Source organism: Streptomyces sp. NPDC020192, from assembly GCF_044388685.1.
GTDB lineage: Bacteria > Actinomycetota > Actinomycetes > Streptomycetales > Streptomycetaceae > Streptomyces.
On the sequence record NZ_JBIRXG010000010.1, the window covers coordinates 1 to 15,727 of the forward strand.

Annotated in this window: 11 protein-coding genes; 4 read left to right on the top strand and 7 right to left on the bottom strand. The window is 70.9% G+C overall.

Translation table 11 applies throughout. The features are described from left to right. Window positions 1–157 precede the first annotated feature (157 nt). The 3 genes from ACH47Z_RS20145 to ACH47Z_RS20155 all read right to left on the bottom strand — a co-directional run bounded on the left by ACH47Z_RS20145 (window position 158) and on the right by ACH47Z_RS20155 (window position 4,992). Complete coding sequence (locus ACH47Z_RS20145; protein ID WP_399075393.1) at window positions 158–949, bottom strand: S1 family peptidase; 792 nt, start codon at window positions 947–949, stop codon at window positions 158–160. Window positions 950–1,153: 204 nt separating this feature from the next. After that, a complete protein-coding gene (locus ACH47Z_RS20150) occupies window positions 1,154–3,973 on the bottom strand; it encodes an ATP-binding protein (RefSeq protein WP_399075395.1) in 2,820 nt (939 codons plus the stop codon). 188 nt (window positions 3,974–4,161) lie between these two features. After that, the gene (locus ACH47Z_RS20155; RefSeq protein WP_399075397.1) at window positions 4,162–4,992 is read right to left on the bottom strand and encodes a LuxR C-terminal-related transcriptional regulator; all 831 of its coding nucleotides are present in this window, start codon (window positions 4,990–4,992) and stop codon (window positions 4,162–4,164) included. 116 nt (window positions 4,993–5,108) lie between these two features. Between ACH47Z_RS20155 and ACH47Z_RS20160 the strand changes: the two genes are divergently transcribed. The 3 genes from ACH47Z_RS20160 (at window position 5,109) to hpnH (ending at window position 9,468) form a co-directional block, all read left to right on the top strand. After that, complete coding sequence (locus tag ACH47Z_RS20160; protein ID WP_399075399.1) at window positions 5,109–6,779, top strand: AMP-binding protein; 1,671 nt, start codon at window positions 5,109–5,111, stop codon at window positions 6,777–6,779. Then, a complete protein-coding gene (locus tag ACH47Z_RS20165; protein WP_399075401.1) occupies window positions 6,776–8,371 on the top strand; it encodes an AMP-binding protein in 1,596 nt (531 codons plus the stop codon). The genes ACH47Z_RS20160 and ACH47Z_RS20165 overlap by 4 nt, the downstream gene beginning before the upstream one ends. A gap of 92 nt (window positions 8,372–8,463) precedes the next feature. Beyond that, window positions 8,464–9,468 (top strand): adenosyl-hopene transferase HpnH, encoded by a 1,005-nt coding sequence (gene hpnH, locus ACH47Z_RS20170; protein ID WP_399075403.1) that lies wholly within the window; start codon window positions 8,464–8,466, stop codon window positions 9,466–9,468. A 65-nt stretch (window positions 9,469–9,533) separates the two neighbouring features. Here the strand turns inward: hpnH and ACH47Z_RS20175 are convergent, their stop codons facing one another. Beyond that, window positions 9,534–10,748 (bottom strand): cytochrome P450, encoded by a 1,215-nt coding sequence (locus tag ACH47Z_RS20175; protein ID WP_399075405.1) that lies wholly within the window; start codon window positions 10,746–10,748, stop codon window positions 9,534–9,536. Between the two features lie 92 nt (window positions 10,749–10,840). Then, window positions 10,841–11,578: a hypothetical protein gene (locus ACH47Z_RS20180; RefSeq protein WP_399075407.1), complete on the bottom strand. Its 738-nt coding sequence runs from the start codon at window positions 11,576–11,578 to the stop codon at window positions 10,841–10,843. Window positions 11,579–11,783: 205 nt separating this feature from the next. Between ACH47Z_RS20180 and gcl the strand changes: the two genes are divergently transcribed. Further along, window positions 11,784–13,562 carry a glyoxylate carboligase gene (gene gcl, locus ACH47Z_RS20185; protein ID WP_399075878.1) on the top strand — a complete coding sequence of 593 codons (1,779 nt, stop codon included), beginning with the start codon at window positions 11,784–11,786 and terminating at the stop codon, window positions 13,560–13,562. A 106-nt stretch (window positions 13,563–13,668) separates the two neighbouring features. Here gcl and ACH47Z_RS20190 read toward each other — a convergent pair whose 3' ends face one another. Together ACH47Z_RS20190 and ACH47Z_RS20195 are read right to left on the bottom strand one after the other, a co-directional pair. Continuing rightward, the gene (locus ACH47Z_RS20190; RefSeq protein WP_399075409.1) at window positions 13,669–13,902 is read right to left on the bottom strand and encodes a hypothetical protein; all 234 of its coding nucleotides are present in this window, start codon (window positions 13,900–13,902) and stop codon (window positions 13,669–13,671) included. 336 nt (window positions 13,903–14,238) lie between these two features. Then, entirely contained in the window at window positions 14,239–15,696 is a 1,458-nt protein-coding gene (locus tag ACH47Z_RS20195; RefSeq protein WP_399075411.1) for a catalase, read from the bottom strand. Between the last annotated feature and the right edge of the window lie 31 nt (window positions 15,697–15,727).

Sequence of the window (15,727 nt, forward strand, 5' to 3'; positions counted from 1 at the left end):
CCGCCCGGCCCCCCCCCCCCCGGGGGGGCCCCCCCCCCCCGGGGGCCCCCCCCCCCGCGGGGGGGGGGGGGGGGGGGGGGGGGGGGGCGGGGGGGGGGCCCCCCCCCCCCGCCCCCTGGCATCTGCCTGAGGGATGCTCAGGCATTCGTTTTCCCGGTTACGAGTTGACCTGCGTGGTCACCAGGTCCGAGAAGGTGGTCAGCCGGGTGTAGACACCCGGGTAACCGGCCTCCGCGCACCCCTCGCCCCAGGAAGTGATCCCTGCCAGGACGCCCCCGATGAGCAGGGGACCGCCGCTGTCGCCCTGGCAGGTGTCAACGCCACCGGATGTGTATCCGGCGCAGACCATGTCGGACTGGACGAAGTCCGAACCGTAGGAGCTCTTGCAGCTGGAGTCGGCCACGACCGGGACGGTCGCGGTCCGCAGCTGGTTGGAGGAGCCGCCGTTCTCCGAGGTGGTGCCCCAGCCGAGGATCCGGGCCGTGCTGCCGGCCGCGTACACGCCCGTCTGGGAGGAGGAGACGTACGACGCCGGGGTGTACGGCATCGCGGTCGTGAGGGTCAGCACGGCCACGTCGTTGCCGTTGGTGGCGTCCGTGTAGTTGGGGTTGATCCAGATCTTGCCGACCTTGCCGACCGTGCCGTCGGTGCCGTTCAGATACGCCCGGCCGCCGACCACGCGGATGCCGGCGGCGGACTCGCCCACCATGCAGTGCGCGGCCGTCACGACCTTCTTGGCGGCCACCAGGGTGCCGCCGCAGAACTGGCTGCCGGAGGCGTCCGTGATCTGCATGACGAACGGGTACGCCGTCGTCGTGGTGGTCGTACCACCGACGATGGGCTGCGGGGCGGCGCTCGCCGTGGGGGAGGCGATGACCACGGTCGCCGCGACGGCGGCACAGGCCACCAGGGTCGCGGCGGTCCGTCTGGCACGTGTGAGGCCGAACATGTGTCTCCTCAGTGGGGTTGCACCGGTGGGGGGTTCGCACGGGCGGGGTGAGGCACGGGGGTCGCGGGACCGACCCCCGTGTGCCCGGGCGAGCGGCACGCCCATTACGCTAGGACCCGGAACCCTTGGCTCCCAATGAGGGAACCCCCTAGGGGGGCGGGTGAGGGAAAACCCTCGGTCCGGTTCAGTTAACTCGCGCCGCGCTCAGCGCGCGCGCTTACCTGCCGCCAATCGGACGATGTCCACCCGCGATCGGATCCCCAGCTTGCGGTAGACCCGGGTCAGGGTCGCCTCCACCGTCTTGACGCTGATGAACAGCCGGGCGGCGATCTCCCGGTTGGTGGCGCCCTCCATGACCAGCGCGGCGACCTGACGCTCCATCGCGGCCAGCACGCCGAGCGCGTCCAGGGCGTCCGCCGCGGCCGGCGCCGGTTCCGGTTCAGGGGTCGTCAGGGCCTCGTCCACCTGGCGCAGCCAGGGCAGCGCCCGGCAGCGGCGGAACATCCGGGTGGCCTCGTCGTACCCGGAGGAGCCCGGACGTCTGCCGCGCAGCCGGGCCAGCGCGAAGGCGGCCCGTGCCTCCTCCAGTCCGTAGCCGAGCTTGCCGAGCCGGTCCTGAGCGGACGTCAGCTGGGCCACGGCCGCTTCCAGGTCGCCCTGGGCGGCCCGGACCAGTGCCTCGGAGCGGTCCAGGACCGCGAGGACGCTCTCCCGGCCGAGCCGCAGCGCGTGGTGCCGGCTCGCGTCGATGACGTCCTGCGCCTCCGCCGGTTCACCGATCCGGACCAGTGCCTCGGCCAGATCGCCCTGCCAGCGGCCGCGCGCCGGGTCGGTGATGCCGAGCCCCAGCTCCAGCCGGCGCACCCGGCGCAGCGAACGCACCGTGCCCGCCGGGTCCCCGGCCACCAGCTGGGCGTAACCGAGGGCGCCCAGGGCCCGGGAGAGATACATCTGGTCGCCGTCCTCCTCGGCGTGCTGCACCGCCTCCCGGGCGAGCGCCAGGGCCCGGTCCACATCACCGCCGGAGGCCTCCGCGAGCGAGGTGAGCATCGCCGAGGCGGTCTCGCCGATCCCGGAGTCCCGGGCGAGCAACAGGCTGTCGCGGGCCAGCTCCAGGGCGCGCCCGCAGTGCCCGGCGCGCAGTTCGGTCTCGGCGAGGCCGCGCAGGAAGTGCACCTCGCTCTCCACCGAGCCGCGCCGGCGCACCTCGCGCAGCAGCGCGGTGACCGCCGCCCGGGCCTCGGTCAGCTGGTCGCCCATGACCAGCCAGCGGAACCGGGCGCTGCCCGCCCCGTTGTGGTGCCAGGCCACCCGGGGGTCCTGAGGCTCCTTCAGGGCCCGCTTGATGGTGCGGGGCGCCTCCGGATGGCCCATCAGGGTCTCGGTCTGCGCCTGGAAGGCGAGCGAGAGCAGTTCGGTGCGCCGGTCGCCGCCGCGCGCGGCCAGCTCGGCGGCGTGCGCCGCGGCCTGCCGGGCCTCGGTGAAGTCGCCCGCCACGATCAGGGCCCGCCAGGCCAGCTGGTAGTGGACCAGGGCCAGCAGCCGGGGGTCGTCACCGGCGTCGGCGAGGGCCTGCGGGAAGACGGCGTCCACCTCGGCCATGGTGTGCCCGGCGCTGTCGATGACGATCATCCAGGCCCGCACCCGGTCGACGGGCACCGTCGCGCGGCTCAGCACCTCCCGGGCGATGTCCCGGGCCAGGTCGAGCTCGCCCGCGGTGATGGCGTCCTCGGCTGCCTGGAGCCGGCGCTCGGGCGGGCTCGGCACGCCGTCGGCGGGGGTGTGCCGGGCGGCGAGCAGCCCCAGCTGGGCCGCGACCGAGGGGGCGCCGCGGTCGCGGGCGAGGGCGGCGGCCTCGGCGAGCCGCGCGGCCACCTCCGGATCGGTGCCGGTGCTGGCCAGCGCCAGATGCCGGGCCCGCTCGATCGGATCGGAGGCGGCCGTGGACAGGGCCGCGTGCGCGGCGCGCCGCTCGGGGGCGGGCGCCTCGGCGTACAGCGCGGCCGAGATCAGCGGATGCGCGAACCGTACGGCGGGGGCGTCGGGCTCGGTGGCCAGCAGCCCGAGTTCGGCGGCCTGCGCGCACTCGGCCTCGGCGTTGGTCCGGCCGGCCGCGTGCAGCAGCGCCGGGGTGGGTCTGGCGCCGGCGCTGGCCACCAGCAGGGTGCGCCGGGCCTCGACGGACAGCATGTCCAGGCGGCTGAGCACCAGGGCGCGCAGGCTGGTCGGCACCGGCAGCGGCTCGCCCGGCCGGGGCGGGGTCGGGTTCTCGGCGAGGGCGCGGCCGAGTTCCAGGGCGAACAGCGGGTTGCCGCCGGAGGTGCGGTGGATCTCGCGGACCGTGGAGCGGGGCAGGCCGCCATGGCCGCGGTGGTCGAGCAGGTGGGCGACCTGGGTGCGGGTCAGCGCGCCGAGCCGGACCGCGAGGGTGCCCGGCGGGCAGGCGCGCAGGTGCCGGTCGTACTCCTGGCTCTCGGTGCCCTCGGTGCGTACCGCGCACAGCAGTTGGACCGGGGTGCCCTCCAGACGGCGGGCGGCGAAGCCGAGCAGTTCGGCGCTGGCCGGATCCAGCCACTGCAGGTCGTCGGCGACGACGAGGACACCGCCGCGCCCGGCCAGCGCGCGCAGCGCGGAGAGCACGGCGAGGCGCAGGGCGAGCCCGTCGCGCTGGAGGCTGGACTCGCCGCGGCCGGTGAGCGCCGACTCCAGGGCGGTGCGCTGGGCGGCGGGCAGCCGCGGGGAGACGTCGTCGAGGACCAGACCGAGGAGGTCGGCGAGGGCCAGGAAGGGAAGATGGGATTCGGACTCGGTGGCCGAGCAGCGCAGGACGGTGTGCGCGGTGGCGCCGTATTCCTCGGCCAATGCCCGCAGGACGGTGGATTTCCCTATTCCGGCGGGACCGTGGAGCAGCACACTGCCGCCCGAGGCGAGCTGGTCGCGGGCGCCGGTGAACAGCTCCTCGCGGCCGATGACCAGGTCGGGGCGGCACCTTGCAGGCTCCTGGAAGTCCCGTCGCACGGTCACCGCTCCCCTCGTGTGTCGTGTTCGGGCCAAATTCTAGGCAACGATCCCTGAAATTCAGACGGGCGCCGTGGTGAGGGAAATAACAGAAGGGCAAGTAGGGGGAAAATCAAGGCTTGCCCGCTTGAATAGTCAGGTTTCTTTACTGCTGTCACGCCCGGCCCGAAGGAGCTGCGGCACGGCCCGAAGGCCTACGGCAGCAGTCCCGCCCTGCGGGCCGCGGTCACCGCCTCCCCTCGTGTGTGGGCGCCCAGCTTCCGCATCGCCGAACGCAGATAGCCCTTGACCGTCTCCGGCCGTAGGCCCAGCCGGTCGGCCACCGCCGCGTTGGTGGCCCCGGCCGCCACCCAGGAGAGCACGTCGAGTTCGCGTGGCGCCAGACTCGCACCGGCCGTCGGACGGGCCGCGGTCAGCAGCCCGCACGCGGCCAGCAGTTCCGCCCGCAGCCCCGGGTCCGTGATCCGGGGCGCGAGCGCGCGCAGGGCCGCGTGCGCCTCGCGCACCTGCTCCCAGACGGCACCGTGCTCGGTGTCGGCCGGCTCCGGCCGGGCCGCCGCCAGCAGCTCCCGCACCTCGTCCCGCACCACCAGCGCCTGCTCCACGTCCCGGGCGACGGCCATCGCCGCGCCCAGCGTGCGGTCGCCGAGCGGCTGGGCCGAGCGCAGCGCGCCGTACAGCACCCCGCGCACCCGGCGCCGCACCACCACCGGCACCGCGAGCACCGAGCGGATGCCCTCGGCGGCCACCTGCACGTCGTACTCGTGGCTGATCTGCCGCGAGACCGAGTAGTCCGTCACGGCGCACGGCCGGGCCAGCGCCACCGCCTTGCCGCCGAGCCCGTAGCCGGAGGTCACCGCGAGTGCGCGCAGCGAGTCCGTGCGCGTGCCGCTCAGCTCGCTGATCCGCATCTGCGACCGGCCGGGCTCGACCAGGCCGCCGAACGCGAGCGGCAGGCCCGTCGTCCGGCGCAGCCGGACCAGCGCGCCGCCGATGTCCACTGCCCCCGCCACGTCTGCCGTCACCTGGTCCGTCCCTTCGGCCGCCCACACCCCCGTTCGGGGGTAGTGAGACCTGCATCACGGATTAGACGATGCCAGAGAGCCGCCCGGCAATGGTCCGGAACAGCAAGGAGCGTGTGATGACGACGGTGACCGAGGTGTTCCGTAACGCCAGGGACTTCCTTCTGGAACACCGAGAGGACTACACAGCCGCCTACGAGGGCTTCGCCTGGCCGCGGCCCGCGCGCTTCAACTGGGCGCTGGACTGGTTCGACGCGATCGCCGCCGGCAACGACCGGACCGCGCTGCACATCGTCGAGGAGGACGGCGAGGAGACCAAGCTGTCCTTCGCCGAACTCGCCGAACGCTCCGGCCGGATCGCGAACCACCTGCGCGCGCGGGGCGTCCGCGCCGAGGACCGCATCCTGGTCATGCTCGGTAACCAGGCCGAACTGTGGGAGACGGCGCTGGCCGCGATGAAGCTGCGCGCGGTCGTCATCCCCGCCACCCCGCTGCTCGGCCCGGCCGACCTGCGCGACCGCGTCGACCGCGGCCGGGTGAGGCACGTGATCGCGCGGGCCGCGGACACCGCCAAGTTCGCCGAGGTGCCCGGCGACTACACCCGGATCAGTGTCGGCGGCCCGGCGGCCGGCTGGGAGCCGTACGAGGACGCCTACACCGCCCCCGCCGCGTTCGTGCCCGACGGCCCGACCCTGGCCGACGACCCGCTGATGCTCTACTTCACCTCCGGTACGACCGCCCGCCCCAAGCTCGTCGAGCACACCCACACCTCGTACCCCATCGGGCATCTGGCGACCATGTACTGGATCGGCCTGAAACCCGGCGACGTGCACCTGAACATCTCCTCGCCCGGCTGGGCCAAGCACGCCTGGTCCAACCTGTTCGCGCCGTGGAACGCCGAGGCGACCGTCTTCCTGTACAACTACACCCGCTTCGACGCGCCGCGGCTGATGGCCGAGATGGACCGGGCGGGCGTGACCACGTTCTGCGCCCCGCCGACCGTGTGGCGCATGCTCATCCAGGCCGACCTCGGCCGGCTCGTCACCCCGCCCCGCGAGGCGGTCGCCGCCGGGGAACCGCTGAACCCCGAGGTGATCGACCAGGTCCGGCGGGCCTGGGGCGTCACCATCCGGGACGGCTTCGGGCAGACCGAGACCGCCGTGCAGGTCTCCAACAGCCCCGGGCAGGTGCTCAAGACCGGTTCCATGGGCCGCCCGAGCCCGGGCTACCGGGTCGAACTGCTCGACCCGGTCTCCGGCGCGCCCGGCGCCGCCGAGGGCGAGATCGCCCTCGACCTGTCCGAGCGTCCGGTCGGCCTGATGACCGGCTACCACGGCGACCCGGACCGTACGGCCGAGGCGATGGCGGGCGGCTACTACCGCACCGGCGACATCGCCGCGCGGGACGCGGACGGCTATCTGACCTACGTCGGCCGCGCCGACGACGTCTTCAAGGCCTCCGACTACAAGATCAGCCCGTTCGAGCTGGAGAGCGCGCTGCTGGAACACGAGGCGGTGGCCGAGGCGGCCGTGGTGCCCGCGCCGGACGAGGTGCGGCTGGCGGTGCCGAAGGCGTACGTCGTCCTCGCCGAGGGATACGACCCCGGCCCGGACACCGCGAAGGTCATCTTCGAGCACTCCCGCCAGGTGCTCGCCCCCTACAAGCGCATCCGCCGGCTGGAGTTCGGTGCCCTGCCCAAGACGGTCTCCGGCAAGATCCGCCGCATCGAGCTGCGCGAGGCCACGGCCGAGGGCTCGCAGAACGAGTACCGCGAGGAGGACTTCCGGTGACCTCTCAGCTGTCGTACACGCACGGAACCGGTTCCATCGCCCTGCTCGGCGACACCATCGGCGCCAACCTGGACCGGGCCGTGGCGACCTGGCCGGACCGCGAGGCACTGGTCGACGTGCCGTCGGGGCGGCGCTGGACGTACGCCCAGTTCGGCGCCGCTGTCGAGGAGTTGGCGCAGGCACTGGTCGCCGCCGGGATCGCCAAGGGCGACCGGGTGGGCATCTGGGCGGTCAACTGCCCGGAGTGGGTGCTGGTGCAGTACGCCACGGCCCGCATCGGCGCGATCATGGTGAACATCAACCCGGCCTACCGCACCCACGAGGTCGAGTACGTCCTGAAACAGGCGGGGATCTCCCTGCTGTTCGCCTCCCTCAGCCACAAGACCAGCGACTACCGGGCGATGGTCGACGAAGTCCGGGGCGGATGTCCCGAGTTGCGCGAGGTCGTGTACATCGGCGACCCGAGCTGGGAGGCACTGCTCGGGCGGGGGACCGGTGACGCCCCGTACGCGGAACTGTCCTGCGACGACCCCATCAACATCCAGTACACCTCGGGAACCACCGGATTCCCGAAGGGCGCCACCCTGTCCCACCACAACATCCTCAACAACGGCTATTTCGTGGGGGAGTTGATCTCCTACACGGAGCAGGACAGGATCTGCGTACCGGTGCCCTTCTACCACTGCTTCGGCATGGTGATGGGCAACCTCGCGGCCACCTCGCACGGCGCCTGCGTGGTCATCCCGGCCCCCTCCTTCGAGCCGAGGGCCACCCTGGAGGCGGTGCAGCAGGAGCGCTGTACGTCCCTGTACGGCGTGCCGACGATGTTCATCGCCGAGCTGAACCTGCCCGACTTCGCGTCCTACGACCTCTCCACGCTCCGCACCGGCATCATGGCGGGCTCGCCCTGCCCGGTGGAGGTGATGAAGCGGGTCGTCGCCGAGATGCGCATGGCGGAGGTCTCCATCTGCTACGGCATGACCGAGACCTCGCCCGTGTCTCTCCAGACCCGCGTCGACGACGACCTGGAGCACCGCACCGCCACCGTCGGCCGGGTACTGCCCCACCTGGAGGTCAAGGTCGTCGACCCGGCCACCGGAGTCACTCAACCACGAGGCACGGCGGGCGAGTTGTGCACCCGCGGCTACAGCGTGATGCTCGGCTACTGGAACGAGCCCGAGAAGACCGCCGAGGCGATCGACGCGGGCCGCTGGATGCACACCGGGGACCTGGCGGTGATGCGCGAGGACGGGTACGTCGAGATCGTCGGCCGCATCAAGGACATGATCATCCGGGGCGGCGAGAACGTCTACCCGCGCGAGATCGAGGAGTTCCTCTACGCCCACCCGAAGATCAAGGACGTCCAGGTCGTCGGGGTGCCGCACGAGAAGTACGGCGAGGAGGTCCTCGCCTGTGTCATCCCGCGGGACCCCGCCGACCCGCCCACCCTGGAGGACGTCCGCGCCTTCTGTGAAGGCCGGCTCGCCCACTACAAGATCCCGGCCCGGGTGCGGATTCTGGAGGCCTTCCCGATGACGGTGAGCGGAAAGGTGCGCAAGATCGAACTGCGGGAGGCGTACGCCGATTCGTGACCTGGATCTGTCCCGCGGGACGTGTGCGTGCATGGTGCATGGGGCACATCTGAAAGCCATAAAGAGCTTCGTGTCCGGACTGGAGAGACGGTATGAGCCTGCCGCTGCACCTGTCGTTAAAGCTCGGCGCCCATCTGATCAAGCAGAAGATCCGGCGGGTGGAGAAGTTCCCGCTGCTGGTCGAGGTCGAGACGCTCTTCGCGTGCAACCTCGCCTGTGCCGGCTGCGGGAAGATCCAGCACCCGCACGACGTGCTCAAGCAGCGGATGCCGGTGCAGCAGGCGGTCGGAGCCGTCGAGGAGTGCGGGGCTCCGATGGTGGCCCTGTCCGGCGGTGAGCCACTGATGCACCCTCAGATCCATGAAGTCGTACGACAGTTGGTGCAGCGCAGGAAGTTCGTGCTGCTGTGCACCAACGCGCTGCTGCTGCCGAAGCACATCCACAAGTTCACGCCGGACAAGAACTTCGCCTGGATGGTGCACATCGACGGCATGCGGGAACAGCACGACGCGGCCGTCAGCAAGGAGGGCGTGTTCGACAAGGCCGTCGAGGCGATCAGACTCGCCAAGTCCAAGGGCTTCCAGGTGTACACGAACAGCACGTTCTTCAACACCGACTCGCCCCAGACGGTGATCGACGTCATGAACTTCCTGAACGACGAGGTCGGCGTCGACCGCATGGAGATCTCTCCCGGATACGCCTACGAGAAGGCGCCCGACCAGGACCGTTTCCTGGCGGTGGAACAGACCCGCGAACTGTTCCGCAAGGCGTTCGCCGACGGCCGCCGCAAGAAGTGGCGGTTCAACCACTCCACGCTCTTCCTGGACTTCCTCGAGGGCAAGGTGGAGTTCGAGTGCACTCCGTGGGGCATCCCGTCGTACTCGCTGAAGGGCTGGCAGCTTCCCTGCTATCTGATGGCCGACGGCCATGTCGCCACCTACCGCGAACTGATCGAGGACACGGAGTGGGAGAAGTACGGCCGCGGCAAGGACCCGCGGTGCGACAACTGCATGGCGCACTGCGGTTACGAGCCCAGCGCCGTGCTCGCGACCATGGGCTCGCTCAGGGAGAGCCTGCGCGCGATCACGGTGAAGTGAGCCGCACGGCCGCCCACCGGCCCGCACGGTCGGTGGGCGGCGCGTTCAGCGGGCAGCGGCGTGGGTCACCACTCCACGGGGAGACTGACCGGACCCTCCGTGATGAGGTTCTGGTGGGCGCGTATCTCCTCGGGCGGGACCGCGAGCCGCAGCCCCGGGAAACGGTCGAGAAGGGATCCGACGGCGATCTGCATCTCCACGCGCGCCAGCGGAGCGCCGATGCAGAAATAGCGCCCGTGGCCCAGCGTGAGATGCGCGTTGGGCCGGCGGCCGACGCGGAACACATCGGGGTCGGCGAACTGCTCCGGGTCCCGGTTCGCCGCGAAGTGCGGCACGATCACGGTCGCGCCCCTGGGGATCACCGTGTCGCCGAGGGGCACGTCCACCAGCGTCTGGCGCGGGATGCCGTAGCCGGAGTCCAGCGGGGCGTAGCGCAGCATCTCCTCCACCGCGCTGTGCAGCAGCGAGCGGTCCGCCCGCAGCGCCGCCAGCTGCTCCGGGTTGCGGAACAGGGCGAACATGCCCTTGCCGAGGGCGTTGCCGGTCGTCTCGTAACCGGCGATGAACAGCCCGTGCGCCGTCACCAGCAGCTCCGCCTCGGTGAGCTTCCCGGCGTCGGCGTCGTGCAGATGGACCAGCTGGGTGAGCAGGTCGTCGCCGTCCTCGTGGCGCTTGCGCTCGACCAGCTCCTTGAAGAAGCCCTCCATGTCGGCGTTGAGCCGCGCGATGTCCTCGGGCGAGCGGCCGGTCAGCGCCACCGAGTCACGGGCCCACCCGCGGAACCGGTCCTGGTCGGTGTTGGGCACCCCGAGCAGCTCGCAGATGACCTCCATGGGCAGCGGGAAGTGGTACGCCTCCACCAGGTCGGCGGGCGGTCCCTGCTCCTGCATGGCGTCGAGGAGTCCGTCGACGATCTTCTGCATACGGGGGCGCAGCGTCTCGACGTAGCGCGGTGTGAACGCCTTGCTGACGATCTTCCGCCAGCGCTCGTGGTCGGAGAGCTGGGCGGGGCGGGCGTTCATGGTGTCGTCGAAGCCGCCGTCCTCGGTGAGCCGCGCCGCGTCCTCGCCGATACGGACGAAACGTTTGTCCGCGAAGGCCGTACGGGCGTGGTCGTAGCGTGGGATCAGCCAGGCGAGGTCGCCGCTCGGCAGACGCACCTGGGTGACCGGGTCCTCCCGGCGTAACCGTGCGTACGGGCAGGGTGGCTGGAGCATGTCGTCGTGCGGGAAGGGGAAGGAGAGAAGGTCCAGTTCTGGCCGGGTCGTTTCCGTCGTCATGATCACCTTTCACGGCGCATGGTCCCGGTGCGTACTGCGAACGGTCAAAATCAGAACCGAACTGGACTGAAAATGCACGGACTTGACTTCTTCTAAATAGTGTTGCGATTGCTCGCGGCATGTGCATGCGCATTGACCGGGCGGGGTGTGCCCGTGAGGTCGAGGACGAACAGGGGGACGCGCAGGGTGTCCGCCCGGCTGCGGGCGTCGTCCGTGTAGCCGGCCAGCGAGAAGTACGCACAGTCCGTGGACTCCGTCATCGCCGTCAGCCACAGACACTCCACGTCCCGTGGCGCCGCCGGGCGGACGGTCGGGTCCACCTGGGCGAGGAGCCCGTGCGCGGCGAGCCCGATGCCCTTCGGGGGCCGCTGGTCGGCGCGGCGGATGTCGCGGTAGCCGAGCCAGCGCAGATAGAGCGCGGTGGTGGTGACGGCGTCCCGGGCGGTGTGGATGGCGCGCGGCTGGAAGGCGGGCCGGGTGCATCCCGGCTCGCGGCCGGCGGCCGGCCCCGGTTCCGGCCTCGGCTCCGGCGAGGCCGGGGGCGCCGCCGCGGGTGGCTCGGTCCCGGGGGTCCCGGCCACCGGGATGCGCAGCACCGTGCCGCAGGGGCATCCCAGCTCCGGGTGCGGCCACTGATTGCGGCGGCCGCAGGCGGTGCAGGGCAGCGCGAGCCACTCGTCGTCCCAGGCGCGGTGGGCCGTCGCGACCGGCTCGACGGCCGGATCGAGGCGCGGGGCGGCGAGCGCGCCGCACGCGCACGGATAGACCGGCGCGGTGTAGACGTGCTCGCGCCGGCAGGCCGGACAGCGCACCGGCACGCTCTCGGGCATGGCCACTCCCAGGCGTCGCGTCGGGACAGCGCCCCCATCCTGCTCCGGTCGGACCCTCCTTGTCCCTCTCTTGACGACCTTCGGCGACCCCCCTACATTGATTTCAGATAGTAGAAAGTAATTTCCGCAATACGGAAGTGCTCACCGCGGGGGCGCGACGGGAGTACGCATCCGACAGCCGAAGCAGGAGTACTCGATGGCTCGTATGACCGCTGCCCGCGCGGCAGTTGAGATCCTCAAGCGCGAGGGCGTCACCGACGCCTTCGGTGTGCCGGGCGCGGCGATCAACCCGTTCTACAAGGCGCTCAAGGAGGGTGGCGGCATCAACCACACCCTCGCCCGCCACGTCGAGGGCGCCTCGCACATGGCCGAGGGCTACACCCGTACCAAGCCGGGCAACATCGGCGTCTGCATCGGTACGTCCGGCCCGGCCGGCACCGACATGATCACCGGCCTGTACTCGGCCATCGGCGACTCCATCCCGATCCTGTGCATCACGGGCCAGGCGCCCACCAGCGTGATCCACAAGGAGGACTTCCAGGCCGTCGACATCGCCTCGATCGCCAAGCCGGTCACCAAAATGGCGGTCACCGTCCTGGAGGCCGCCCAGGTCCCCGGCGTCTTCCAGCAGGCCTTCCACCTGATGCGCTCCAGCCGTCCCGGCCCGGTCCTGATCGACCTGCCGATCGACGTCCAGCTCACCGAGATCGAGTTCGACCCGGAGACGTACGAGCCGCTGCCCGTCTACAAGCCGGCCGCGACCCGCGCCCAGATCGAGAAGGCGATCACCTTTCTTCTGGAGTCGCAGCGCCCGGTCATCGTGGCCGGCGGCGGCATCATCGGCGCCGACGCCTCCGACCTGCTGGTGGAGTTCGCCGAGCTGACCCAGACCCCGGTCGTCCCGACCCTGATGGGCTGGGGCACGCTACCCGACGACCACGAGCTGAACGCGGGCATGGTCGGCGTCCAGACCTCGCACCGGTACGGCAACGCGAACTTCCTGGAGTCGGACTTCGTCCTCGGCATCGGCAACCGCTGGGCCAACCGCCACACCGGCTACAAGCTGGACGTCTACCGCCAGGGCCGTACGTTCGTCCACGTCGACATCGAGCCCACCCAGATCGGCAAGATCTTCCCGCCGGACTACGGGGTCGTCTCCGACGCCAAGGCCGCGCTGGAGCTGTTCGTCGAGGTCGCGAAGGAACTGAAGGCCGAGGGCAAGCTCCCCGACCGTGCCGACTGGGTTGCCTCCACCCAGGAGCGCAAGGCCACCCTGCTGCGCCGTACGCACTTCGACAACGTGCCGATGAAGCCGCAGCGCGTGTACGAGGAGATGAACAAGGCCTTCGGCCCGGACACCCGGTACGTCACCACCATTGGCCTCTCCCAGATCGCCGGCGCGCAGATGCTGCACGTCTACAAGCCGCGCCACTGGATCAACTGCGGCCAGGCCGGCCCGCTCGGCTGGACCATCCCGGCCGCGATCGGCGTCGCCAAGGCCGACCCGGACAGCCCGGTCGTCGCCCTGTCCGGCGACTACGACTTCCAGTTCATGATCGAGGAGCTGGCGGTCGCCGCCCAGCACCGGATTCCGTACGTCCACGTCCTGGTGAACAACGCCTACCTGGGCCTGATCCGGCAGGCGCAGATCGGCCTGGACATCAACTTCCAGGTCAACCTGGAGTTCGAGAACATCAACACGCCCGAGATCGGCGTCTACGGCGTCGACCACGTCAAGGTCGCCGAGGGCCTGGGCTGCAAGGCGATCAGGGTCACCGAGCCGGACCAGCTGGGAGCGGCCTTCGAGGAGGCCAAGAAGCTGGCCGCCGAGTACCGGGTGCCGGTCGTCGTCGAGGCGATCCTGGAGCGGATCACCAACATCTCGATGAGCCGCACCATGGACATCAGCGACATCTCCGAGTTCGAGGACCTGGCCACCGAGCCGGGCCACGCGCCGACGTCGATCAAGCCGCTGAAGGTCTGACACACCGCACGCGACGAGGGGCGGTCCATCCGGGAGGATGGGCCGCCCCTCGTCGTGCTTCCCGCTTCCTGCCTGTCCCTGTCCTCGTCCCTGTCCACGTCTGCGTCTACCACTCGTGCTCCGACAGTCCCGGCCAGTCGTCCGGGCCGCCGCCCTGCCACTCGATGAGGTCGCTCTCCTCGACCTCGATCCGGTCCAGGTCGGCCAGCCGCAGGATCTCGACGACGTCGTCCAGATGGGAGGCGATCCCCAGGGTCACGTCCCCTTCTGTGACCCGCCGTGAGCCGTCCAGGGCCGGGGAGTGGACCACGATGTGCGGATACTGCGTCGGATTGCCCATGCCTTCAGCGTCCTGCGGATACGGCGGACGCGCACGCCGAAGCGCCCCCTGGACCAGGGGGCGCTTCGGCGGTGTCATGTGGCCGTCCGACGGCGCGAGGCTGGGCGCGACAGGTCGTTCGCGCCGCCGGACGGAGTCCGTGTTCGGCTGTTTGGCTGGGACCGCGGCGGATGCAACGGTCCGGGGCGCTCCTTCCCCTCAGGTCGAAGAAGGAGGTCCGGGACCTTCACCACCGCACTGGCTCGCATGCCGCCGCGGTCCTCGCCCTGCCCACGAGCTGTTCCGACCAGCCACCCCTCATCCGGGCCGGTCGGCTGCCGCGGGCTGTCCGCGGACTCAGTCCTCGCGCAGGGCGCGGACCGCGTCCTCCACGCGCTTGCCGTACTCCGGGTCGGCGGCGTGGAAGTGGGCCAGGTTCTTCTCGATCACGTCGTCGCGGGAGACCTGCGCGAGGCCGCCGGCGATGTTCGCGATCAGGCGGGACCTCTCCTCCGCGGACATCAGGCGGTACAGCTCGCCCGCCTGGTAGAAGTCGTCGTCCTTGGTGTGCAGGGGGGCGGAGTGGGTGCCCGTGTGGCCCGACACCGCCAGGGGGGCCGAGAGCGGGCGGCCGGTCTCCACCGGGCCGTCGTAGGAGTTCGGCTCGTAGTTCTTGGCGCCGCGGCCCTGGGCGTTGGCCGCCATGAAGCCGTCCCGGCCGTAGTTCTGCGCGGTCGTCGCCTTCGGGGCGTTCACGGCGAGCAGGGTGTGGTTGACGCCCAGGCGGTAGCGGTGCGCGTCCGCGTAGGCGAACAGGCGGCCCTGGAGCATCTTGTCGGGGGAGGGGCCGATGCCCGGAACGAAGTTGTTCGGGGAGAACGCGGCCTGCTCGACCTCGGCGAAGACGTTGTCCGGGTTGCGGTCCAGGACCAGACGGCCCACGCGCCGCAGCGGGTAGTCCTTGTGCGGCCAGACCTTGGTCAGGTCGAACGGGTTGAAGCGGTAGTCCGCCGCCTCGGCCGCCGGCATGATCTGGACGTACAGGGTCCAGGACGGGTGCACCCCGCGCTCGATGGCCTGCAGCAGGTCCGTCTGGTGCGAGCCCGGGTCCTTGCCCGCCAGCTCCGCGGCCTGCTCGCTGCTCAGGGAGCGGATGCCCTGGTTCGTCTTGAAGTGGTACTTGACGAAGAAGGCCTCGCCCTCGGCGTTCGTCCACTGGTAGGTGTGCGAGCCGTAGCCGTTCATGTGGCGGTACGACGCCGGGATGCCGCGGTCGCCCATCAGCCAGGTCACCTGGTGCGTGGCCTCCGGGGCGTGCGCCCAGAAGTCCCAGACGTTGTCCGGCTCCTGACGGCCCGTGAACGGGTCGCGCTTCTGCGAGTGGATGAAGTCGGGGAACTTGATCGGGTCCTTGATGAAGAACACCGGGGTGTTGTTGCCGACGAGGTCGTAGTTGCCCTCCGCCGTATAGAACTTGACGGCGAAACCGCGCGGGTCGCGCACCGCGTCCGCGCCGCCGAGGGAGTCGGCGACCGTCGAGAAGCGCGTGAACACCTCGGTGCGCTTACCGATCTCGCCGAGGAAGTCGGCGTGGGTGTAGCCGGTGACGTCGTCGGTCACCTCGAAGTGGCCGTACGCGCCGGAGCCACGGGCGTGCACCACACGCTCCGGGATGCGCTCACGGTTGAAGCGCGCGAGCTTCTCCAGGAGGTGCTGGTCCTGGAGCAGGAGCGGGCCGCCGACGCCGGCGGAGGCTGAGTTCTGGTTGTCGGCGACCGGGGCGCCGGACTCTGTCGTGAGCACGCGCTTCGACATCAGGGACCTTCCGTACGAGGGGCAGCGGAAA

Bases quoted from the DNA above. Each gene is read 5' to 3' on its own strand.
- ACH47Z_RS20190 (WP_399075409.1), bottom strand. From the start codon at position 13,902: ATGGGCAATCCGACGCAGTATCCGCACATCGTGGTCCACTCCCCGGCC.
- ACH47Z_RS20195 (WP_399075411.1), bottom strand. From the start codon at position 15,696: ATGTCGAAGCGCGTGCTCACGACAGAGTCCGGCGCCCCGGTCGCCGAC.
- hpnH (WP_399075403.1), top strand. From the start codon at position 8,464: ATGAGCCTGCCGCTGCACCTGTCGTTAAAGCTCGGCGCCCATCTGATC.
- ACH47Z_RS20180 (WP_399075407.1), bottom strand. From the start codon at position 11,578: ATGCCCGAGAGCGTGCCGGTGCGCTGTCCGGCCTGCCGGCGCGAGCAC.
- ACH47Z_RS20160 (WP_399075399.1), top strand. From the start codon at position 5,109: ATGACGACGGTGACCGAGGTGTTCCGTAACGCCAGGGACTTCCTTCTG.
- gcl (WP_399075878.1), top strand. From the start codon at position 11,784: ATGACCGCTGCCCGCGCGGCAGTTGAGATCCTCAAGCGCGAGGGCGTC.
- ACH47Z_RS20145 (WP_399075393.1), bottom strand. From the start codon at position 949: ATGTTCGGCCTCACACGTGCCAGACGGACCGCCGCGACCCTGGTGGCC.
- ACH47Z_RS20175 (WP_399075405.1), bottom strand. From the start codon at position 10,748: ATGACGACGGAAACGACCCGGCCAGAACTGGACCTTCTCTCCTTCCCC.